General features: G+C 69.2%; 21 protein-coding genes. 4 read left to right on the top strand and 17 right to left on the bottom strand.

The features are described from left to right. Positions 1–98: 98 nt before the first annotated feature. The gene (locus tag NBE95_RS02960) at positions 99–446 is read left to right on the top strand and encodes a DUF488 domain-containing protein (RefSeq protein ID WP_019352972.1); all 348 of its coding nucleotides are present in this window, start codon (positions 99–101) and stop codon (positions 444–446) included. Here NBE95_RS02960 and ggt read toward each other — a convergent pair. The 7 genes from ggt to NBE95_RS02995 all read right to left on the bottom strand — a co-directional run bounded on the left by ggt (position 440) and on the right by NBE95_RS02995 (position 9,030). Beyond that, positions 440–2,179, bottom strand: coding sequence for a gamma-glutamyltransferase (gene ggt / locus NBE95_RS02965; RefSeq protein WP_289894390.1), 1,740 nt, complete (start codon positions 2,177–2,179; stop codon positions 440–442). The genes NBE95_RS02960 and ggt overlap by 7 nt on opposite strands. Before the next feature lie 204 nt (positions 2,180–2,383). Then, on the bottom strand, positions 2,384–4,939 hold the full coding sequence (gene topA / locus NBE95_RS02970) for a type I DNA topoisomerase (RefSeq protein WP_289894391.1): 2,556 nt from the start codon (positions 4,937–4,939) through the stop codon (positions 2,384–2,386). Positions 4,940–5,064: 125 nt separating this feature from the next. Then, positions 5,065–5,901, bottom strand: a complete 837-nt coding sequence (locus NBE95_RS02975; protein ID WP_019352185.1) for a ferredoxin--NADP reductase — start codon at positions 5,899–5,901, stop codon at positions 5,065–5,067. Between the two features lie 53 nt (positions 5,902–5,954). Further along, positions 5,955–6,326 (bottom strand): DUF934 domain-containing protein, encoded by a 372-nt coding sequence (locus NBE95_RS02980; protein WP_289894392.1) that lies wholly within the window; start codon positions 6,324–6,326, stop codon positions 5,955–5,957. Further along, the gene (locus NBE95_RS02985; protein WP_289894393.1) at positions 6,323–7,054 is read right to left on the bottom strand and encodes a phosphoadenylyl-sulfate reductase; all 732 of its coding nucleotides are present in this window, start codon (positions 7,052–7,054) and stop codon (positions 6,323–6,325) included. The genes NBE95_RS02980 and NBE95_RS02985 overlap by 4 nt, the downstream gene beginning before the upstream one ends. Continuing rightward, positions 7,047–8,711: a nitrite/sulfite reductase gene (locus tag NBE95_RS02990; RefSeq protein WP_289894394.1), complete on the bottom strand. Its 1,665-nt coding sequence runs from the start codon at positions 8,709–8,711 to the stop codon at positions 7,047–7,049. The genes NBE95_RS02985 and NBE95_RS02990 overlap by 8 nt, the downstream gene beginning before the upstream one ends. After that, positions 8,704–9,030, bottom strand: coding sequence for a DUF2849 domain-containing protein (locus NBE95_RS02995; RefSeq protein WP_289894395.1), 327 nt, complete (start codon positions 9,028–9,030; stop codon positions 8,704–8,706). The genes NBE95_RS02990 and NBE95_RS02995 overlap by 8 nt, the downstream gene beginning before the upstream one ends. Before the next feature lie 122 nt (positions 9,031–9,152). On the opposite strand from NBE95_RS02995, the gene NBE95_RS03000 reads away from it, so the two are divergent. Continuing rightward, entirely contained in the window at positions 9,153–9,635 is a 483-nt protein-coding gene (locus NBE95_RS03000; RefSeq protein WP_289894396.1) for an Lrp/AsnC family transcriptional regulator, read from the top strand. Between the two features lie 49 nt (positions 9,636–9,684). On the opposite strand, the gene NBE95_RS03005 is transcribed toward NBE95_RS03000, so the two are convergent. From NBE95_RS03005 to NBE95_RS03050, 10 genes are all read right to left on the bottom strand, one after another. Next, on the bottom strand, positions 9,685–10,788 hold the full coding sequence (locus tag NBE95_RS03005) for a pyridoxal phosphate-dependent aminotransferase (protein WP_289894397.1): 1,104 nt from the start codon (positions 10,786–10,788) through the stop codon (positions 9,685–9,687). Between the two features lie 41 nt (positions 10,789–10,829). Continuing rightward, the gene (gene cydX, locus NBE95_RS03010) at positions 10,830–10,985 is read right to left on the bottom strand and encodes a cytochrome bd-I oxidase subunit CydX (protein WP_289894398.1); all 156 of its coding nucleotides are present in this window, start codon (positions 10,983–10,985) and stop codon (positions 10,830–10,832) included. 12 nt (positions 10,986–10,997) lie between these two features. Continuing rightward, positions 10,998–12,161, bottom strand: a complete 1,164-nt coding sequence (cydB, locus tag NBE95_RS03015) for a cytochrome d ubiquinol oxidase subunit II (RefSeq protein WP_289894399.1) — start codon at positions 12,159–12,161, stop codon at positions 10,998–11,000. Next, positions 12,158–13,753, bottom strand: a complete 1,596-nt coding sequence (locus NBE95_RS03020) for a cytochrome ubiquinol oxidase subunit I (protein WP_289894400.1) — start codon at positions 13,751–13,753, stop codon at positions 12,158–12,160. The genes cydB and NBE95_RS03020 overlap by 4 nt, the downstream gene beginning before the upstream one ends. A 29-nt stretch (positions 13,754–13,782) precedes the next feature. Beyond that, positions 13,783–15,345 (bottom strand): ATP-binding cassette domain-containing protein, encoded by a 1,563-nt coding sequence (locus tag NBE95_RS03025; RefSeq protein WP_289894401.1) that lies wholly within the window; start codon positions 15,343–15,345, stop codon positions 13,783–13,785. After that, complete coding sequence (locus NBE95_RS03030; RefSeq protein ID WP_289894402.1) at positions 15,345–16,958, bottom strand: ATP-binding cassette domain-containing protein; 1,614 nt, start codon at positions 16,956–16,958, stop codon at positions 15,345–15,347. The genes NBE95_RS03025 and NBE95_RS03030 overlap by 1 nt, the downstream gene beginning before the upstream one ends. 163 nt (positions 16,959–17,121) lie before the next feature. Beyond that, complete coding sequence (locus NBE95_RS03035; RefSeq protein WP_019352577.1) at positions 17,122–17,358, bottom strand: Lrp/AsnC ligand binding domain-containing protein; 237 nt, start codon at positions 17,356–17,358, stop codon at positions 17,122–17,124. Between the two features lie 30 nt (positions 17,359–17,388). Then, complete coding sequence (locus tag NBE95_RS03040) at positions 17,389–18,765, bottom strand: MATE family efflux transporter (protein ID WP_289894403.1); 1,377 nt, start codon at positions 18,763–18,765, stop codon at positions 17,389–17,391. A gap of 56 nt (positions 18,766–18,821) precedes the next feature. Next, positions 18,822–19,487, bottom strand: a complete 666-nt coding sequence (locus NBE95_RS03045) for a L,D-transpeptidase family protein (RefSeq protein WP_289894404.1) — start codon at positions 19,485–19,487, stop codon at positions 18,822–18,824. Then, positions 19,484–20,668 carry a MalY/PatB family protein gene (locus NBE95_RS03050; protein WP_289894405.1) on the bottom strand — a complete coding sequence of 395 codons (1,185 nt, stop codon included), beginning with the start codon at positions 20,666–20,668 and terminating at the stop codon, positions 19,484–19,486. The genes NBE95_RS03045 and NBE95_RS03050 overlap by 4 nt, the downstream gene beginning before the upstream one ends. 77 nt (positions 20,669–20,745) lie before the next feature. Here NBE95_RS03050 and def point away from each other — a divergent pair, with 77 nt between their 5' ends. Together def and NBE95_RS03060 are read left to right on the top strand one after the other, a co-directional pair. Next, positions 20,746–21,267 (top strand): peptide deformylase, encoded by a 522-nt coding sequence (gene def, locus NBE95_RS03055; RefSeq protein WP_289894406.1) that lies wholly within the window; start codon positions 20,746–20,748, stop codon positions 21,265–21,267. Then, on the top strand, positions 21,260–21,814 hold the full coding sequence (locus NBE95_RS03060) for a peptide deformylase (RefSeq protein WP_289894407.1): 555 nt from the start codon (positions 21,260–21,262) through the stop codon (positions 21,812–21,814). The genes def and NBE95_RS03060 overlap by 8 nt, the downstream gene beginning before the upstream one ends. The last annotated feature ends 142 nt before the right edge of the window (positions 21,815–21,956 follow it).

Below are 21,956 nucleotides of genomic sequence, written 5' to 3' on the forward strand. Positions count from 1 at the left end.
GTGTTGGACGCGCCAGTTGTGGACACAATCCAAAACCGAGTCAACGCGCCGGGAACCCGTTAGCGCGACCAGGAATTTTGTTGCGAAAGGAGAATGCGATGCCTGCGATTTCCATTCGCCGCGCCTATGATCCCGCCGCCCCGGACGAGGGTCACCGGGTGCTGGTCGACCGGCTCTGGCCACGCGGCCTCAGCCGCGAGGCGCTTGGCGCGGATCTCTGGCTGCGCGAGATCGCCCCCTCGGACGACTTGCGGCACTGGTTCGGCCATGACCCCGCGAAATGGGACGAGTTCCGCCGCCGCTACGCGGCCGAACTCGACGCCAACCCGGATCCGGTGCGCGCATTGCGCCAACTGGCCAGGAAAGGCCCCGTCACCCTGCTTTACGCGGCCCATGACCAGCAGCACAACAACGCGGTGGCGCTGCGCGACTACCTCGCTCAGTAGCCCAGCGTCGCCGCATCCGGCCGGCGCGGGTCCGAGGCGCCGTAAAGCGTCCCCGTCTCCGGGTCGCGCATGATCGACTGGGTCGAACCCATCGCCTCCTTGACCGCGACGGTGTGGCCCTTGGCCTGCAGGATGCGGACGGTATCCAGGCCGATCCCCTCCTCGACCCGCAGCTCGTCGGGCAGCCACTGGTGATGGACGCGCGGCGCCGTCGAGGCCTCGGCGACGTTCATGCCGTGGTCGATCATGTTCATCACCACCTGCAAGACCGTGGTGATGATCCGCGCCCCGCCGGGCGAGCCGGTGACCAGCCAGACCTTGCCATCCTTCAGCACCATGGTCGGCGTCATCGACGACAGCGGCCGCTTGCCCGGCTCGACCGCATTGGCATCGCCGCCGACCAGGCCAAAGGCATTGGGCACGCCGGGCTTGGCCGAGAAATCGTCCATCTCGTTGTTCATCAACACGCCGGTGCCCGCCGCCACCAGCCCCGATCCGTAGCTGAGATTGATGGTATAGGTGTTCGAGACCGCGTTGCCCTGCTTGTCCACCACCGAGAAATGCGTGGTCTGGTCGGATTCATAGGGCGCCAGGTCCGCCGGCCTGATCATCACCGAGGGCGTGGCGAAATCGGCGCTGATCTTGCGGCGCATCTCCACCGCGTAATCCTTGCTGGTCAGCGCCGCGACCGGCACATCGACGAAATCGGGATCGCCCAGATATTCCGAGCGGTCGGCATAGGCCAGCTTCATCGCCTCGGCCATCAGATGGATGGTCTCGCCGGAATTCTGCCCCAGCGCCCCGACCGGATAGCCCTCCAGCGCGTTCAGGATCTGGATCAGGTGCACCCCGCCCGAGGAGGGCGGCGGCATCGAGACGATGTCATAGCCGCGATAGCTGCCCAGCACCGGCTGGCGTTCCACGGGCTTGTAGGCGGCCATGTCCTCGACGGTGATCAGCCCGCCCGCCCCCTGCACCGCCTTGGCGATGGCCTCGGCCACCTCGCCCTTGTAGAAGCCGTCCGGCCCTTCGGCGGCGATCTTCTTCAGCGTCTTCGCCAGATCGGCCTGCACCAGCCGGTCGCCGGGCCGGTAAGCCGCGCCGCCCTCCTTGAAGAAGATCGCGGCGCTCGAGGGGAACTTCTCCAGATGCTCGCGCCCGGCCTCGATGCTGTCGGCCAGCTCCGGGGTGACGGTGATGCCCTCCTCGGCCAGCCGGATCGCCGGGGCGATGACCTCGGCCCAGTCCATGCTGCCGTATCTGTCCAGCGCCAGCTTCATCCCCGCCACGGTTCCCGGCACACCCGAGGCTGCGCCGCTGTAAAGCGACTTCTCGCTGTCGGCCTCGCCCGCCGCGTCCAGGAACATGTCGCGCGAGGCGCCTTTGGGGGCCATCTCGCGATAGTCGATGGCATGGGTCTGGCCGGTCTCGGCATCATGCACCAGCATGAAACCGCCGCCGCCGATATTGCCGGCGCGCGGCAGGGTGACGGCCAGGGCAAAGGCCACCGCCACGCCCGCATCGACCGCATTCCCGCCCCTGGCCATGATGTCGCGGCCGATCTCGGCCGCCAGCCGCTCCTGCGCCGAGACCATGCCGCTTTCCGCCCAGACCGGATGAATCCGGTCCATCGCGTCGAAGATCGCAGCCTCCTGCGCAGCCGCAGGCAGCCCGACGCAGCCGGCCAGCATGACAGCCGACACCCGGCCCATTCCGACGATTCGATCTTTCATGGCGCCCTCCGCTCAACCCTTGCGGGTCGAGCCTAGCAGCAGAACGGCCCGGATCAACACGCGAAAGCCGCGGCGTCGCGCCGGCGTCCCGGTTGCTTCATGGGTATTTATGAAACGGTGAAACGCGCAGCGCCTGATTTTCAGCGCAGCCGCGCGTTTCACCGTTTCCCAAATACCCAGATTCCGACCGCGCGGCCGGGCGCCTCACCCGGCCTTCTTCGCCTTGGCCGCCGCCGGCTTCTTGGCGGCCGTCTTCTTTTCGGCGGGCTTCTTCGCCGCCGGCTTCTTCGCCGGTTTCTTGCCGGTTTTCGCGGCTTTCTCGGCGATCAGCTCCAGGGCGCGCTCCAGCGTCACCGCGCCGGGCTCCAGGTCGCGGGGCAGCGTCGCATTGACCTTGCCCCATTTGACATAAGGCCCGTAGCGACCGCTCATCACCTGCACCGGACCGCCGTCCGGATGCTCGCCCAGCTCCGCCAGCGGCGCGGCGGCAGCCGCCCTGCCGCGCACCTGTTTCGAGGCCAGCACCTCGACCGCGCGGTTCATGCCGATGGTGAAGACCTCGTCCACATCCGGCAGGTTGGCGTATTTCGCGCCATGCTTCACATAGGGGCCGTAGCGGCCGATGCCGGCCTCGACCGGCACGCCGTCCTCGGGATGCGGGCCGATTTCGCGCGGCAGCGCCAAGAGCGCCAGCGCCCGTTCCAGATCGACCGAGGCCAGCTCCCAACCCTTGGGGATCGAGGCGCGCGGCGGCTTCGGCTGTTCGGCCGTCGCCTCGCCGCGCTGGACATAGGGGCCGAAGCGGCCGTTCTTCAGGCTGATCTCGTCGCCCTGGTCGACGCCCAGCACGGTGTCGCCCACCACCTCGGCATCGGGCGAGGAAATCGGCCGGGTAAAGCGGCAATCGGGATAGGTCGAGCAGCCGATGAAGGCCCCGCCCGAACGCGCCGTCTTCAGATGCAGCCGCCCCTTGTGACACAGCGGGCATTCGCGCGGGTCCGAACCGTCGGGCCGCGGCGGATAGAGATGCGGCGCCAGGGCCTCGTCGATCGCCTCCAGCACCTCGGTGATGCGCAACTCGCTGGTGCCCTCCAGCGCTATGCTGAAATCCCGCCAGAACCGGCGCAGCACTTCGCGATAGGCGCGCTCGCCCGAGGAGATGTCGTCGAGTTCCCCTTCCAGATTGGCGGTGAAATCGTAGCTGACATAGCGCGGGAAGTATTTCTGCAGGAAGATGGTGACCAGCCGGCCCTTGTCCTCGGGGATCAGGCGGTTCTGCTCCTTGCGGACATAGTCGCGGTCCTGGATCGTGCCGATGATCGAGGCATAGGTCGAGGGCCGGCCGATCCCCAGCTCTTCCATGCGCTTGACCAGCGTCGCCTCGGTATAACGGGGCGGGGCCTGGGTGAAATGCTGTTCGGGGGTGACGGCGCGCTTCTCGGCCGCCTCGCCTTCGTGAATCAGCGGCAGGCGGCGGCTGTCCTCGTCCTCCTCGTCGTCGCGGCCCTGGTCGTAGACCCGCAGGAAACCGTCGAACAGCATCACCTGGCCATTGGCGCGCAAGCCCACCTGGCCGTCGGCCGAGGCGAGCTCGACCGTGGTGCGCTCCATCCGGGCGGATTCCATCTGGCTGGCCAGGGTCCGCTTCCAGATCAGGTCGTAAAGCGCCTTCTGGTCCTTGTCCGAAACCGGCAGCCGGTCCGGCGACAGCATCATGTCGGTCGGTCGGATGCATTCATGCGCTTCCTGCGCGTTCTTGGCCTTGTTCTTGTACATGCGCGGCGACTTGGGCAGGTATTCCGCCCCGAACCGCGCCTTGATCGCGTCGCGGGCCGCCATCACCGCCTCGGGGGCCATGTCGATGCCGTCGGTCCGCATATAGGTGATGTAGCCCGCCTCGTAGAGCCGCTGCGCCGCCGACATGCAGGCCCGCGCCCCAAGGCCCAGCTTGCGGCTGGCCTCCTGCTGCAGGGTCGAGGTCATGAAGGGCGGCCAGGGGTTGCGGCTTGCCGGCTTGGCGGCGACCGAGGCGACCCTGAGGTCGCGCGAGGTGATCGCCGCCACGGCCAGCTTTGCCTGCTCCGCGGTGGCGATGTCGAAGCGTTCCAGCTTCTTGCCGCCGAACACGGTCATGGCCGCGTCGTATTCGTCACCGCGCGGCGTCGCCAGCCGGGCGTGGACCGACCAGTATTCGCGGGCCTTGAAGGCCTCGATCTCCATCTCGCGGTCGACGATGATGCGCAAGGCGACCGACTGCACCCGGCCGGCAGACTTGGCGCCGGGCAGCTTGCGCCACAGCACCGGCGACAGGTTGAAGCCGACCAGATAGTCCAGCGCCCGGCGGGCCAGATAGGCGTCGACCAGCGGCTGGTCGATCTGGCGCGGATTGGCCATCGCCTCGGTCACCGCCGATTTGGTGATGGCGTTGAAGGTGACGCGGCTGACCTCGGCGCCCTTCTTCAGCGCCGGCGCCAAGGTCTCCAGCAGATGCCAGGAGATCGCTTCGCCCTCGCGGTCGGGGTCGGTGGCCAGGATCAGGTTCGGGTCGGCGGCCAGCGCATCCTTGATCGCCTTGACGTGCTTTCTGGAATCCGAGGCGACTTCCCATTTCATGGCGAAATCCGCCTCGGGATCGACGCTGCCATCCTTGGGCGGCAGGTCGCGCACATGCCCGAACGAGGCCAGAACCGTATAGTCGTCGCCCAGGTATTTGTTGATCGTTTTGGCCTTGGCCGGAGATTCAACGACGACGACGGGCATGAAAATTCCTTCGCTTGATTCGGCGCCGGAACATGGGCGTCGCCCGGCGGACTGTCAACGCCGGGCTTTCACCGTTTCGCAAATACCCCAGGGGGTCCGGGGGTGTGAAACCCCCGGCAGCAGCCTCAGATCCCGTCGCCGACGAAGGCCTTTTCGACCACGAATTCCTTGGGATCGCTGTTGGCGCCCTCGCGCAGGCCGAAGCCTTCCAGCACCGCCTTCACATCCGTGTTGAAGGCCAGGCTGCCGCAGATCATGGCGCGGTCATTTGCCGCATCCATGGCCGGCAGGTTCAGGTCGGCGAACACCTTGCCCGAGGTCAGGTTGTCGGTGATCCGGCCCATGAGGGGCGATTCCTCGCGCGTGGTGGTCGGGTAGTAAAGCAGCCGGCTGGCGAATTCCTCGCCGTAAAGCTCGCCCAGCAGCGGGTCGTGGCGCAGGTTCTCGACCAGTTCGCGGCCATAGGCCAGCTCGTCGGCGGTGCGGCAGGTATGCATCATCACCACCTGCTCGTAACGCTCATAGGTCTCGGGGTCGCGCATCAGGCTGGCAAAGGGCGCGATGCCGGTGCCGGTGGCCAGGAACCACATGCGCTTGCCGGGCAGAAGCGCGTCCAGAACCAGCGTGCCCACCGGCTTCGGGCGCAGGATGATCTGGTCGCCCGGCTGGATGTTCTGCAGCCGCGAGGTCAGCGGCCCGTCCGGCACCTTGATCGAATAGAATTCCAGTTCCTCGTCCCAGTTGGGCGAAGCGATGGAATAGGCGCGCAGGATCGGCTTGCCGTTGTCGTCGGGCAGGCCGATCATCACGAACTCGCCCGAGCGGAACCGCAGGCTGGCCGGGCGCGTCACGCGGAACGAGAACAGCCGGTCGGTCCAATGCCGGACCGAGGTCACGGTCTGCGCATCGGGCAGCGTCTTGGCGGGTTTGGCGGCAATGTCCACAGAAAGATCCAGCGTCATGTTCGGGGTCCCGAATATCTAATCCATGCAAGAAGGGGGCGAAACCCCAAGTTTCAGCCGGCAAGCCGCGACCGATGGTCCCAGTCCTGCCAGTCGGCGCGGAACAGCCACTGCTCCTGCGGCTGGCGCTCGGCCAGGGCGGCGGGGATGCGCACCTCGTCGAAGCCGACGCGGCGGGCCATGGCATATTGGTCCGAGATCAGCTTGCCCACGGCGCGCAGCCGGCCCTTGTAGCCGCGGTCGCGCAGCAGCCGGGCCAGCGAGAAGCCGCGCCCGTCGGTCATCGCGGGAAAGTCGATGGCCAGCAGCTCGTGCTCCAGATGGTCGCCCAGGGTGGCGGGATCGGTATCCGGCGCCAGGATGACCGGCTCGGCCCCGTCGTCGGGGTGGAAGCCGTCATCGCGGACAAGGAAGAAATCGCTCATGCATTCGCTCCTGTGCGGACCATGCGCCCGCCGATGAAATGGATGCCGCATTCGGTCTTCTGGCTGCCGCGCCAGCGGCCGGCACGCGGATCCTCGCCCGGCTTGATGGGCGAGGTGCAGGGCGCGCAGCCGATCGAGGCATAACCCTTGGCGACCAGCGGGTGGCGCGGCAGGTTGTTCTCGGCCATGTAGTCCTGGACATCCTGCGGGCGCCAATGCGCCAGCGGGTTGATGCGCAGCCGCGACGGCGGCTCGGATTCGAAGAATTCCAGCTGCTGGCGCTCGCCGCCCTGGAAGCGCTTGCGGCCGGTGATCCAGGCGTCGAATTTCGACAGCTCGCGCTCCAGCGGAACCGTCTTGCGGAAATCGCAGCAGGCGTCGGTGTTGAACTGGTGCAACGTGCCGTCCGGGTCGTTCAGCGCCACCTCGCGCTCGGTGGCGCGGATCACCCGCACATCGGTCAGGCCCAGCTTGCGCGTGACCTCGAGCTGATAGTCCAGCGTCTCCTGGAACAGCATCATCGTGTCGATGAACAGCACCGGCGTTCCCGGCGCCACCACCGAGACCATGTGCAGCAGCACCACCGATTCCGCCCCGAAGCTCGAGACCAGCGTGGTCGAGCCCAGGTCGGGATCGTTCAGGGCCCGCCGCAGCACCTCGGTCGCGGCGTGGTGGCGATAGCGGTCGTTCAGCCGCGCCGCGCGGGCATCCAGCGTCTGATCAAGCATCGGCCGGATACAGCGCCGCCTTGAACGGAGCCACTCCCAACCGGCGATAGGCGTCGATGAAGCGCTCTTCGGGCGATTCGCGCAGTTCCAGATAGGCATCGACCAGCCGGTCGATGGCCGGCACCACCTCCTCCGCCGGGAAGCCGGCGCCGGCGCGCTGGCCCAGCGTCGGGATCTCGTAGCCGTCGCCGCCCAGCGTGATCTGGTAGTTCTCCACCCCGGCCCGGTCCAGGCCCAGGATGCCGATATGGCCCAGATGGTGGTGGCCGCAGGCATTGATGCAGCCCGAGATGCGGATCTTCATCTCGCCGATCTCGTCCTCGAGCCCGCGGGCGCGGAAATGCGCGGCGATGTCCTGCGCGATCGGGATCGAGCGCGCGGTGGCCAGCGTGCAATAGTCCATCCCGGGGCAAGAGATGATGTCGGTGATCTTGCCGAAATTCGCCGTGGCGAGCCCGGCCCCGCGCAGCGCGGCATAAAGCTCGGGCAGGTCGGCCTTGCGCACATGCGGCAGCACCAGGTTCTGGTCGTGGTTCACCCGGATGTCGCCATGCGCCAGCCGCTCGGCCAGGTCGGCGACCAGCCGCATCTGGTCGGCGGTCATGTCGCCCGGCGTGGCGCCCGGCGCCTTCAGGGTGACGATGGCGCTGGCATAAACGGGAATGCGGTGCGGGTGCAGGTTGGTATCGGTCCAGGACCGGAAAGCGCCGTTCGCCGCGCGCTCGGCCTCGTAGCCCTCGACCGGGGCGTCCAGGAAGGCGGGCGGGGCGAACCGCTCGCGCAGCCCGCTCACGATCTCCTGGTCGAGACCCGAGAACTGCTTGCGGCGGCGCAGGAATTCGGCCTCGATATCGGCCCGCATGGTGTCGAGCCCGCGCTCGGCCACGGTGATCTTGATCCGGGCCTTCCACTTGTTGTCGCGCCGGCCGGTCAGGTTATAGACCGACAGGATCGCTTCCAGATAGGGCAGCAGGTCCGCCTGCGGCAGGAACTCGCGCACCACCTGGCCCAGATAGGGCGTGCGGCCCAGACCGCCGCCGATCCAGACCTGGAAGCCGCGCGCGCCGTCCTGCTCGACGATGCGCAACCCGATGTCATAGGCCGAGACCGCCGAGCGGTCCTGCTTGCCGGCCGAGACCGAGATCTTGAACTTGCGCGGCAGGAACTGGAACTCGGCATGGTCGGTGGACCAGATGCGGATCAGCTCGGCCCAGGGGCGCGGATCCTCCAGCTCGTCATCGGCGGCGCCGGCGAAGGCGTCGGCATTGACGTTGCGGATGGTGTTGCCCGAGGTCTGGATGCTGTGGATGCCGACCGAGTTCAGCGCATCCATCGAATCCGGGATATCGACCAGCTTGTGCCAGTGGAACTGGATGTTGGTGCGGGTGGTGAAATGGCCATAGCCGCGGTCCCAGCGCTCGGCCACATGGCCCAGCATGCGCAGCTGGTCCGGGGTCAGAGCGCCATAGGGGATCGCCACCCGGTACATATAGGAATGCAGCTGCAGATAGACGCCGTTCTTCAGCCGCAGCGGCCGGAATTCCTCTTCGGTCAGGCTGCCGTCCAGGCGGCGTTCGACCTGCTGGCGGAACTGCTGGGCGCGGTGGCGCAGGTATTCGCGATGCTGGTCATTGTGCTGGGGACGCGCGTCAAACATTGCTGGCCTCGAATGCGGCTTGCTCGAAATGGCGGTGGGTCGGGCCGCTGCGGCGGAACGCCTCGCGGAAATGGGCCGGCTCGGGGCGGCCGTCGGCGCCGCGCTTCGCTTCGATCAGATAGGGGCCGACGACAAGATGGGCCTGGGAGGTCGCGTCGAGCAGCGCCAGCTCGGCGATGGCCTCGTCCTCGAACAGCTCGGCCTCGCGCGGGTCGGCGGTCCACTGGCCGTCACGCATCCACACGCAATGGCCCATGCGCAGGTCATTCGCCGTGATGACGCCGGGGGTCGCGGGGGATGGGATGAAGCCCTTGGACATGGCTGTGCCTTTCGTTTTCCGTGCTCTATATATAGAAAAAATTCCCCCATATTGACGAGTGGGGCGGAAAAATAAGAAACATATCCTGCAGATACGGCAGACACCAAGGACGGGATTTCAGGATGAGCGACGACCGACAAACACCCATCCGGCTGGACGATACCGACCGCAAAATCCTGTCCCTGCTGCAAGAGGACGCAACGCTGTCGCTCGACGACATCGCGACGCGCGTGGGGGCCTCGAAGACCCCGGTCTGGAACCGGATTCGCAAGCTGCGCGAGGCGGGGGTGATCCGCGGCCAGGTGGCATTGCTGGATCCCGATTCGCTGGGGCTGGACGCCTGCTTCTTCGTGCTGATCCGCACCAGCGAACACGATCCGGACTGGGCGCGCCGCTTCCTGGCCGCCGTGCGCGCCCGGCCCGAGGTGATCGAGGCGCACCGGCTGGCCGGCGACATCGACTATATCCTGAAGGTGCGGGTGCGCAACGCGCGGGCCTATGACCGCTTCTATCAGGCGCTGATCTCGGAGGTGCGGATCCACAACGTCACCGCGCTGCTCTCGATGGAGGAGCTGAAGGCGACCACGGCGCTGCCCTTGGACTGACCTGCGCCGGTGGCGCGGCCGCCTGGGTATTGGGACGACGAAGAAGCGGTCAGGCCAGCGCCCGAAGCGCGCCGGGCAGCGCCTCGGCGAAGGCGGCGAGTTCCGGCTCGGGTGCGCAGGAGACGCGGATGCAGCGATCCAGCGGCGCCACGCCCGGCATGCGCACGAAGACGCCGCGTTCCGCCAGCGCCCGCAGCAGGGCGCCGGCGAAGGCGCCGTCGCGATGCGTGTCGAGGGCGACGAAATTCGTCGCCGAAGGCAGGGCATCCAACCCGTTCGACCGGCCGATGCCGGCGATGCGGTCGCGGGCGGCGGCGACCTCGGCGCGGACATGCGCCAGCCAGTCGCGATCCTCCAGCGCCGCCAGCGCGCCGATCTGCGCCGCGCGGTTCATGCCGAAATGGTTGCGGATGCGGTCGAAGCCGGCGATCAGCTCGGCCGGGCCGATGGCATAGCCCACCCGGGCGCCGGCCATGGCATAGGCCTTGGAGAAGGTGCGGAAACGGATTACCCGCGCGTCCTCGGGGCCGATGGCCGGGATCGCCTCGTCGGGGGCGAATTCGGCATAGGCCTCGTCCAGCACCAGAAGGGCGGTTTCGGGCAGGTCGTCCAGCATTGCCTCGATGCGGCGGCCGGGATGCCAGCTGCCCATGGGGTTGTCGGGATTGGCCAGATAGACCAGCCGCGCGCCGTGGCGATGCGCAGCGGCGGCCAGTGCCTGCGGATCCTCGGCATCGCCGCGATAGGCCACCTTCACCAGCCGGCCGCCGAAGCCCGCGACATGGTAGTTGAAGGTCGGATAGGCGCCGTCCGAGGTCACCACCACCTCGCCCGGCGCCACCATCAGCCGCACCAGCAGACCCAGAAGCCCGTCGATGCCCTCGCCCACCATGACGTTTTCCGGCGCGACGCCATGGCGGGCGGCCAGCGCGTGGCGCAGATCGTGGCTGTCCGGGTCGCCGTATTTCCAGATCCCGCCCGTGGCGCGGATCATCGCCTCGACCGCGCGCGGCGAGGGGCCGAAGCCGTTCTCGTTGGCGCCCAGCCGCGCCCGGAAGGGGATGCCGCTGCGCCGCTCGAGCGTTTCGGGCCCGGTGAAGGGCACCACGGACGGCAGCGAGGCGGGGATCGGGGCGAAGCGGAACCGGGTCATGGCCGCAGGTGAAGCCCATTCCCGGCGGCGGCGCAAGCCCCTCAGGCGCTGCCGTCCGCGGGGCGCTGCGTGGGGCCGTCCGGTTCCCCCGGCTCGGCCAGCAGGCGGCGATCCTCGTCCAGTTCCAGCCACATGGCGTTCAGCACCGCGAAGCCGGCGGCCAGCGGCAGTCCCAGGATCCAGGCGAAATACCACATGCAAAGCTCCGTTCAATAGGCGTGGCGGTCCGGGTCCTCGACGTCCTCGGGCGTCACCTTGCCCCAGAGCACGCGATAGACCCAGGCCGTATAGGCCAGGATCAGCGGCAGGAAGATCGCGCCGCAGACCAGCATCACGAACAGCGTCTGCTGCGAGGACGAGGCGTCCCAGACCGAAAGCGAGCTGTTCGGTTCGGTGTTCGAGGGCAGGATGAAGGGAAACATCACCAGCCCCACCGAGGAAATCATCCCGAAGATCGCCAGGTTCGACCAGAGCAGCGGCGAAAGCTCGCCGCGCCCGGACAGCGCCCGCCAGGCCATGAAGGTGCCCAGGAAGCCCATGACCGGCGCGACGGCGATCCAGGGCCGCGCCGCATAGGCCGCAAGCCAGCTGCCCGAGCGGGCGACCTCGTTGATCAGCGGGTTCGAAGGGCCGTTCGGATCGGGCGGCGCGACGAAGGCATAGCCCTCGATGCCGAAGGCCAGCCACAGACCGGCCAGCGCATAGCCCGCCAGCACGACCAGCGCCGCCGCCCGGCCATAGCGGCGGGCGCGGGCCTGCACCGCGTCGCCGGTTTTCAGCACCAGCCAGCCGGCGCCGTGCATGACCAGCATCGCCAGCGACACCAGCCCGCAAAGCAGGGCAAAGGGCCGCAGCAGCCCGAACAGCTTGCCGAACAGCCCGCCCTCATAGATCGGCATCAGGTCGGGGGTCAGGTGGAAGGGCACGCCCAGCAGCACATTGCCGACCGCCACCCCGAACAGCAGCGCCGGCACCGTGCCGCCGATGAACAGCGCCCAGTCCCACATGGCGCGCCAGCGCGGATCGTCGCGCTTGCTGCGATACTTGAAGCCGACCGGGCGCAGGATCAGCGCCGCGAGGATCAAGAACATCGCCAGGTAGAAGCCCGAGAAACTGACGGCATAGAGCGGCGGCCAGGCGGCGAAGATCGCGCCGCCGCCCAGGATGAACCAGACCTGGTTACCCTCCCAGACCGGGCCGACGGTGTTGATGACCACCCGCCGCTCGGCATCCGTGCGGGCGACGAAAGGCAGCAGCGCGCCGGTGCCCATGTCGAAACCGTCGGTCAGCGCGAAGGCGATCAGCAGCACGCCCAGCAGCACCCACCAGATCAGCCGCAGCACCTCGAAGGGGATCAGCTCGAACAGGATCATGACCTCACCTCCGGCCGGCCCGCCAGCCTTTGCCGGTGGCTGGCCATCCATTCCTGCGTCAGTTCGACATCCTCATGCGGGCCCTGGCGGATGAATTTCAGCATCAACCCGATCTCGACCACGAACAGCGCCGTGTAGAGCAGGCAGAAGCCGGCCAGGGTCAGCGCCACCTCGGCCACCGAAAGATGGCTGACCGACAGCGCCGTCGGCAGCACATCCGCCACCGTCCAGGGCTGGCGGCCGAATTCGGCGACGATCCAGCCCAGCTCGGCCGCGATCCAGGGCGCGGGAATGACAAGGACCGCCAGCCGCAGCGCCCAGCGCGGGAAGCGCATGCGCCGGAACGAGGCGCGCCAGAAGAAATAGCCCATCAGGGCGATGAAGCCGAAGCCCAGCCCGACCATGATCCGGAAGGCCCAGAAGATCGGCCACACCGTCGGCACGGTATCGGCCGCCGCCCGGGCGATCTGTTCGGCCGTGGCCTGGCGCGGATCCTCGACATAGCGCTTGAGCAGCAGGGCATGGCCCAGGTCGTGTTCATGTTCGCGAAAGGCGGCGATCAGCGCCGGATCGACGTCGGCGCCGCGCTGCGCCTGGATCTGCATCATCAGGTCATAGGCGCGGATGCCGTTCTCGACCCGGGTTCTGGCCTCGGCCTCCAGCTGGTCGATGCCCTTGATCTCCTCGGTCAGCGAGCGGGTGCCGATCAGGCCCATGACATAGGGAATGTGGATCGCCCATTTCGTCTCGCGCGCCTGCTGGTCGGGCCAGCCCAGCAGGGTGAAGCTGGCCGGGGCCGGCTCGGTCTCCCACATGGCCTCGATGGCGGCCATCTTCATCTTCTGGTTCTCGCCGGCGTCATAGCCCGACTCGTCGCCCAGCACCACGACCGACAGCGCCGAGGCCAGCCCGAAGGCCGAGGCCACCGCGATCGACCGCCGCGCCAGTTCGACATGGCGCCCGCCGAGCAGGTACCAGGCCGAGACGCCCAGCACGAAGACCGAGGCGGTGACATAGCCCGCGCTGACGGTATGGACGAATTTCGCCTGCGCCACCGGGTTGAACATCACCTCGAAGAAGCTGACCAGCTCCATGCGCATGGTGATCGGGTTGAACTGCGCGCCCACCGGGAACTGCATCCAGCCGTTCGCGATCAGGATCCACAGCGCCGAGAAGTTCGAGCCAAGCGCCACCAGCCAGCCCACGACCAGGTGCTGGCGCCGGCTCAGCCGGTCCCAGCCGAAAAACCACAGCCCGACGAAGGTCGCTTCCAGGAAGAAGGCCATCAGCCCCTCGATGGCCAGCGGCGCACCGAAGATGTCGCCGACGTAATGCGAATAATAGGCCCAGTTCATGCCGAACTGGAATTCCATGGTGATGCCGGTCGCCACGCCCAGCGCGAAGTTGATGCCGAACAGCAGGCCCCAGAACTTGGTCATCTGCCGCCAGATCGGCCGCTCGGTCATGACATAGACCGTCTCCATGATGGCGACGACCACCGCCAGCCCCAGCGTCAGGGGAACGAACAGAAAGTGAAACAACGCCGTTGCAGCGAATTGCAGGCGCGATAGCTCGACGACACCAAAGTCCATGGCTCTCTCTCCTGTGCGCAGGGGAAAGCCTATACGAAACTTCGAATAAATGCAGCCTGTTTCAGGTCCGAGGGACGATGTGACGCAATCACCAGCGCAACATCGCGGCTTCGCTGCAGGATTTCGGCCATGACCTGGCGCGCGGTCCCCTCGTCCAGGCCCTCGGTCGGCTCGTCCAGCAGCAGGATCGGCGTCTTGCGCAGCAGCGCGCGGGCCAGGGCAAGGCGGCGCGCCTCCCCGCCCGACAGCCCGGCGCCGCCATCGCCCAACCGCAGGTCGAGCCCGCCGCGCAGCCGGTCCAGCCGCATGGCCCGCAGGATCTCGTGCAAGGCGTCGTCATCGGCATCCGGGGCGGCCAGCGCCAGGTTCTCGCGCAGCGTGCCGGCGATCAGCGCGCTGCGCTGCGGGACCATGACCAGCACGGCGCGCAGCGCGGCTTCCGTCCAGTCCGAGACCGGCCGGCCGGCCAGGGCGATGGCGGTGTCGCCGGGCGGGACCAGCCCGGCGATCTGCGCCAGCAGGGTGGACTTGCCGCTGCCGCTGGGACCGCAAAGGCCCAGGATCTGGCCCGGCCCCAGCACCACCTCGCCCACCTGCAGGGGCAGGGCCGGGACGGCAGCGGCAGGGGCGGGCATGGCCCGGCCCAGCATCGGCGCGACGCGATCCGCCGCATCGCCGATCCGGCCCCAATCCGCGACGGCGCGGCACAGCGGCGCGACGACCTCGCCCAGGGCCATGGCGGCAAAGAAGCTCAGGGCGGCGATGGCTGGACCGAACAGGCCGGCCTCGATGCCGGCGGCGCCCAGGCCCAGGCTGCCCGCCATGGCGGCGATGCGCGCCAGGTCCAGCATCAGGGCGACGTCGCGCTCGGCCGCGTCCAGGGCACCGGCCAGCCCCGCCGCCCGCGCCTCGGCCGCCATGGCCAGTGCCGTCTGCGCGGGCAGCCGGCCATGCATCGCCAGATCGTCCCGCGCCGCGACCAGATCCAGGGCATGGCTGCTGAAATCGCGCTCGGCCGCGGCGGCGGCGCGCGCCAGGCCAGAGGAACGGCGCAACCCCCAGGCGCCGGCCGCCAGCGCCGCCAGCAGATGCGCCCCACAGACCCAGACCGCCATCTGCCAACCCGCCAGCCAGCCGATCAGCCCGGCCGCCAGCGCCAGCACTGCCAGCCCCGCGATGCCGGGCAGCACCAGCCGCAGCGGCAGCCCGTCCAGCGCATCGGTATCGGCCACCACCCGCGCCAGCGCCGGCCCCCGCCGCAGCTTCTGCAGCCGGCTCCAAGGCTCGGCGGCCAGGCCCGCCAGCACGGCACCGCGCAGCCCAGCCACGGCGCGCAGCGTCGCGTCATGGCCCAGCATCCGTTCGCCATAGCGGGCGGCGGTGCGCAGCAGCGCCAGCCCGCGCACCGAGGCCGCCGGGCGGAACACGTCGAAGACCGCCCCGGCCCCCGCCAGCCCGGCGATGGCTGTGGCGGCGATGAACCAGCCGGACAGGGCCAGCAGGCCCCAGCCCGCCAGCAGCACCAGCGCCGCCAGCGCCAGGGCCCGGCCCATGCCGCCTTCCGCCGCCATGACCCGCCAGACCCGCCGCATCACCGGCCCCCGATCCGGTATTCGCGGCCGAGGGCGGCGACCAGCGCCGGGTCATGCGTCGCCACGATCAGCCCGGCCCCGGCGCGATGCGCGGCCAGCAAGCCGCGCGTGACCTGCGCCGCCGTCGCCGCGTCCAGATCGGCCGTCGGCTCGTCGGCCAGGATCAGCGCCGGGCCGCCATGCAGCGCGCGCGCCAGGGTCAGCCGCCGCGCCTCGCCGCCCGAAAGCCCGGCGCCGCGCTCGCCCAGCCGCGTGGCCAGGCCCTGCGGCAGCCGCGCCACCAGATCCAAGGCGGCCGCCATGCGCAGGGCCGGGGCCAGATCGCCGCCGCGACCCATGCGCAGATTGGCCTCCAGCGTGTCGTCAAGGAAATGCACCGCCTGCGGCATCCAGCCCAGCCCGGCGCGCCAGGCATCGGCATTGGCCTCGGCCAGGGCCGCGCCGTCCAGCAGGATCTCGCCCTGCCCCGGCCACTCCAGCCCGGCGAGCAGGCGCAGCAGGGTGGTCTTGCCGGCGCCGCTCGGGCCGGTCACGGCCAGCGCCGCGCCGGCGGGCAGCGCCAGATCGGCAAAGCTGATGCCACGGCCGGACAGGCCGCGCCAGGCGACCGCCGCCGCGCCCAGAGGCCGCGCCGGCGCGCCCTGCCCGGCAATCGCCGGCCGCGCGCGCAGCTCGGCCGCCAGCGCCTGCGCCGCCGCATCGGCCGCGGCCCGGTCGTGCCAGGCCGCCGCCAGATCGCGCAGCGGCTGGAAGAATTCCGGCGCGATCAGCAACAGGAACAACGCCTGGGTGACAGTCAGCGGCCCGCCCCAGGTGCCGAAGCCGATCCCGCCCAGCAGCGAGAAGCCGCAGAACACCGCCATCATGGCGATCCCCAGCGCCGCGAACAGTTCCAGCACGGTCGAGCTGAGAAAGGCGATGCCCAGCACCCGCATCGTGGCGCGCCGCAATTCCTCGGCCGCGCGGGCGAAATCCCCGGCCAGCGCCGGCGAAGCGCCCAGCAGGCGAATATCCGGCAAGGCCCCGACCCGGTCGGCCAGAAGCGCGCCCATGTCGGCCATGCCGTCCAGTTGCGCGCGGCTGGCGCGGCCGGCGGCATGGCCGATCAGCGCCATGAACAGCGGGATCGCCGGCCCGGCCAGCAACAGGATCAGCCCCGCCGCCCAGGAAACGGCAAAGGCGCAGGCCAGGATCGCGGCGGGCAGGACCGCGACCCGCAGCCGCGCCGCCGCGTGGCGGGTGGCAAAGGGCCGCAGCAGCGCCGCCTGGTCGCCGGCCAGCGCCGCGAAGGCTCCGGCGCGCGGCACCCGCGCCGCCACCGCCACCGCGCCCAGCAGCCGGCGGCGCAGGCGCGAGACCGCCGCCAGTCCCAGCCCTTCCGCGCGGCGCCCGGCAGCGCGCTCTAGCAGCGCCCGCAGGCTACCCAGGCCCAGCAGCCCGGCCAGGGGCGGCAGCGCCGGCGCACCGCCGATCAGCTCGGCCAGCGCCAGGGCCGCGCACCAGGCCATCGGCAGCCACAACAGTCCCGCAGCCGCCGACAGCAGCGCCGCCCGCCGCAGCCCCGGCCATTCCGGCGCCAGCAGCGCCCGCGCCGCCCCGGCCGTGTCGTGCATGGAATCCCCCTCGCGCATCCGGCCATCCTGCCGCAGCCCGCCGCGCCGGCCAATGCGACCGAAGGCCCTGCCGGCTTTCCGTTGCCCAAATACCCCGAGGCGTCGCGCGGCACGCATGCGACGGGGACGGCGGCCTGCGACCGGGCAAAGCCCGGAACGCGGCCTAGAAGGCCTTGAAAGTGATCGTGGTCAGCGTGCGGCAGATGCCGGGAATATCGAACAGCTTCTCGGACAGAAAATGCCCGACATCCTGATCCTCGGGGATGTAGATCTTGGCCAGCAGGTCGTAATCGCCCGAGGTCGAGTAAAGCTCGCTGACGATCTCGCGGTCGTAGATGGCGTCGGCGACCTCGTAGGTCTTGCCGGGCGAGCAACGGAACTGGACGAATACCGGGCGCATGGCGGGCCTCACATGATCTGCTGGGCCAACCTAGACCGCGTGCCCGTCCCGGGTCCAGTCCCCGCGCGCAAGCCCCCGCCAGAAGCGGCGCATCAACAGGATCGCGGCCACCGTCAGCCCGGCGACCAGCCCCAGCCACAGCCCCGCCGGCCCCAGCCCGGCGACAAAGGCCAGCCCATAGGCGATGGGCATGCCGACCAGCCAATAGCTGATCGCGGCGATGATCATCGGCACGCGCGTGTCCTGCACGCCCCGCAACAGGCCAAGCCCGATCACCTGCATCGCATCGGTCAGCTGAAACAGCGCGGCATAGAACATCAGCCCGGTGGCGATGCCGATCAGCACCGGCGTTTCGGGATCGCTGCCGTCCAGATAAAGCCCGACCAGCTGGCGCGGGAACAGCACAAAGACCGCGACCGCCATCACCGCGATGACAAGGGACACCGCCGTCACCGCGATCGCGCCATCGCGCATCAGCGAGGCGTCGCCCAGACCCTTGGCCTGACCGGCGCGGATGGTGGCGGCGTTCGACATGCCCAGATGCAGCATGAAGGTGATCGAGGCCAGTTGCAGCGCGATCCCATGCGCGGCCAGTTCGCGCGTGCCGATCCAGCCCATCATCACGTTCGAGCCGACGAACAGCCCGCCCTCGGCCACCATGGTCAGGCCGATGGGCAGGCCAAGCCAGAACACCGCCCTCAATTCGGCCCAGTCGGCGCGCCAGAAGCGCTGGAACAGGTGGTATTTGCGCGCCGCAGGCAGCCAGCCCGCATAGGCCACCAGCAACACCAGTTGCAGCGCCTGCACCGAGACCGAGGCGATGGCCGCACCCTGCACGCCCAGCTCGGGCGCGCCCAGATTGCCGAAAATCAGCACCCAGTTCAGGAATACGTTCACCGGCAGACCGGCCAGCGTGACCCACAACACGACCTGCGCGCGCTCCATCGCCGCCAGATAGCTGTTCAGCGTCAGCCCGCAAAGCACCGGCAACAGACCGAACCCCGCGATGCGCAGATAATCCTGCGCCAAGGCCGCCACCTCGGGCTTTTGCCCGATGGCCGTGAGGATCGGTTCGGAAAACCACAGCAGCGGCATCGCCAGCAGCGCGAACAGGATGGACAGCCACAGCGCCATCCGGGTCGAACGGCGGACCTCGATCTCGTCGTCGCGGGCGATGGCGGCGGCGATCAGCCCCATCACGCCGATGCCGAAACCCATGCCCAGAAAGAACATGATGTGGAAAAACGAGGTGGCGATGACCAGCGCGGCCAGTTCCTCGACCCCGTACCAGCCGACCATCACCGTATCGGCGACCCCGATGGCCATGCGCGCCAGATGGCTGCCGACAAGCGGCAGGCCAAGCGCCAGCGTGGCGCGCAGATGCGGGGCGTAACGATCCATGGTCATGGCTCTGCCTTATCCTTGGGCAGAGGCTGCGGCAAGCCGTCACGCCGGGTCACGGCTCAGGGCCGGATCTCGACCTCGGTGCCGATGCGGGCATGGGCAAAGATCTCGGCGATCTCGGCATTGTCGACGGCGATGCAGCCGGCCGTCCAGTCGCCCTTGACCCGGTAACCGTCGGGCACCTGGTTCGGCTGGCCGTGGATCATGATGTCGCCGCCGGGACTGACGCCCAGCCGGCGCGCCGCTTCGCGGTGGCGGGGCTGCGGATAGTCGATGCCCAGCGACAGGTGATAGGCGCTCTGCCGGTTCAGCCGGTCGATGCGGAAGGTGCCCTCGGGCGTGCGGCCATCGCCTTCGCGGCTCTTGTCGCCCTCAGGCGCGAAGCCCAGGGCGATGCGGAAGGTCCGGGGCGGGCCGTTTTCCTGCCAGACGGTCATGCGGCGGGCGGATTTCTCGACCAGGATGCGGCGGACCGGCGAGGCGATCGGCGTTTCCGGCCGTGCCGCCGGGCGCTGGAAGACCGGCGGCAGGGTGATGCGCGGCAGCCGGAACTCCGGCAGGCGCAGATCGGGCAGGCGCAGATCGGGCAGGCGCGGCCAGTGCCAGCCCGCCGCCGGCGGCTGCGGCGCCGGGACGGGCGCGGAAGGCGGCGCCCAGATCAGCCACAGCCCCCAGAGCGCCGCCGCCAGGCACAGCGCCGAGAAGATCGCGCCCAGCCGCTTCATTGCAGGTCGCGGAACGCCTCTTGCAGCCGCGCCACGGCCTCGGCCACCCGGGCGCGCGGCGTGGCAAGGTTGAAGCGCAGGAAGTCCTCGCCCCCCGTGCCGAAACTGCCGCCATGGTTGACGGCGATGCGGGCGTCCTGTTCGACGCGGCGGGTGAACTCGGCCCGCTCCATACCGGTGCCCGAGCAATCGACCCAGGCCAGATAGGTCGCCTGCAAGGGCATCGAGCGCAGGCCGGGAATCGCGTTCACGCCGTCGTCGAACAGCCGCCGGTTGCCGTCCAGATAGGCCACCAGCGCATCGACCCAGGCCGCGCCCTCGGACGAATAGGCGGCGGCGACCATGCCCGGCCCGAACAGGCCCGGCGAGATGCCCAGCGCCATCAGCCGGTTCTGCAGGCGCGTCCTCAGCCCCTCGTCGGCGACGATCAGGTTGCCGATATGGGCGCCGGCGATGTTGAAGGTCTTGGTGGCGGCGGTCAGCGTCACCAGCCGGGACGCGGCGTCCGGCGCCACCGTCGCCAGCACGGAATGGCGCGGGCTGCCGGGCATGACCAGGTCGTGGTGGATCTCGTCCGAAACCAGAACCAGGTCATGGGCGGCGCAGAACTCGGCGACCTGGCGCAGTTCCTCGGCGCTCCAGACCCTGCCGCCGGGATTGTGCGGCGAACACAGGATCAGCATCCGCTCGCGCCCGGTCAGCAGCTTCTGCCAGCCCTGCCAGTCCATGCGATACTGGCCGTCCTCGATCGCCAGCGGAAACTCGGCCACCTCGCGGTCTGACGCGCGGATCACCCGGGCAAAGGCGTGATAGACCGGGGTCATGACGATCACCCGGTCGCCCGGCCGGGTGAAGGCATCGACGCAGATCGCCGTGCCGTTGACCAGCCCGTGCGCCGAAAGGATCCATTCCGGCTGGACCTGCCAGCCGTGCCGCGTCTCCATCCACCAGCGGATCGACTCGAGATAGGCCGGGTTGGCGCCGGGATAGCCGTAGACGCCATGCGCCGCCATCGCCTCGACCGCGCGCTGCACCGGGGCCGGCGGGCGGAAATCCATGTCCGCAACCCACATCGCGATGCCGTCCCGGGGCGAGACGCCGTAGATCGCCTGCATGTCGTCCCATTTGGAACAGGCGGTGCCGGTGCGGTCGATGAGTTCGTCGAAATCGGGCTGGGCCATGGTTTCCCCTCGTTTTCCGTTCGGGCGCAGCATAGCGGCTTGTTGCGCAAGGCCAAGGCTTGCCCTAGATCACGGTCATGACTTTGCGCAGCATCATCCTCCACCCCGATCCGCGGCTGAAGAAGCCCTGCGAGCCGGTGGCCCGCATCACCCCCGAGATCGAGACCCTGGCCGCCGACATGCTGGCCACCATGTATGACGCGCCGGGCGTGGGCCTGGCCGCGCCGCAGGTCGGCGTGCTGTCGCGGCTTTATGTCATGGATTGCGAAAAGGATCCCGAGGCGCCGCGCAATCCCATCGTCATGGTCAACCCCGAGGTGACCTGGACCTCCGAGGCGTTGAACACCTATGAGGAAGGCTGCCTGTCGATCCCCGACCAATATGCCGACGTGACCCGCCCGGCCGAGGTCAGGGTGCGCTGGCTCGGCCTGGACGGCAAGCCGCATGAGCGCGAGTTCGAGGGGCTCTGGGCCACCTGCGCCCAGCACGAGATCGACCATCTCGACGGCAAGCTGTTCATCGACTACCTGAGCCCGATCAAGCGCCAGATGATCACCCGCAAGATGGTGAAGCTGAAGCGCGAGCGCGGCCGTGCCTGAGCCCCTGTCGGGCGAGGATGCCGCGCAGGCGCCCCGGGGCCCCGACGCTGCCGCGCTTGCCGCGCAAGGGCGCATCCGCCCGATCCTGCTTTACCCCGACCCGGTGCTGCGCCGCCCTTGCGACCCGGTCGGGCGCCTGGCCTGGGACCGGGTCTCGCAGCTGGCCGCCGACCTGCTCGCGACCATGTATCACGCCGGCGGCCGCGGTCTCGCCGCGCCGCAGATCGGCGAAAGCTGGCGGATCTTCGTCATGGATCACGGCTGGAAGAACGGCGCACCCCTGCCCCGCGTGGTCATGGACCCCGAAATCGCGCCGCTGGGCGGCGAGGTCGCGACCATGGAGGAAGCCTGCCTCTCGATCCCCGGCCGGCCGGTGGCGATGACGCGGCCGGCCGCGGTCTCGATGCGCTGTTTCGACATGACCGGGACGCTGCAATTGCTGACCCTGGCCGGGATCGAGGCCCGCATCGCCCAGCACGAGGCGGACCATCTCGACGGCCGGCTGATCCTCGACGCGCTGGACGGCCGGGATTCCGACGCGCGTTAAGCCGGCCTTAGCTGTTTCGCGCTAGACCGGGGACAGATGCCGCCGCCGGAGTCGCCGCTTGTTCCCGCTGTCCCAGATCCTCTGCTTTCTCGCCGGCCTCTGGCTTGGCCGGCGACTGGCCCGCGGCCGCGAAAGGCACCTG

It is taken from the genome of Paracoccus sp. TOH (assembly GCF_030388245.1).
Taxonomy (GTDB): domain Bacteria; phylum Pseudomonadota; class Alphaproteobacteria; order Rhodobacterales; family Rhodobacteraceae; genus Paracoccus; species Paracoccus simplex.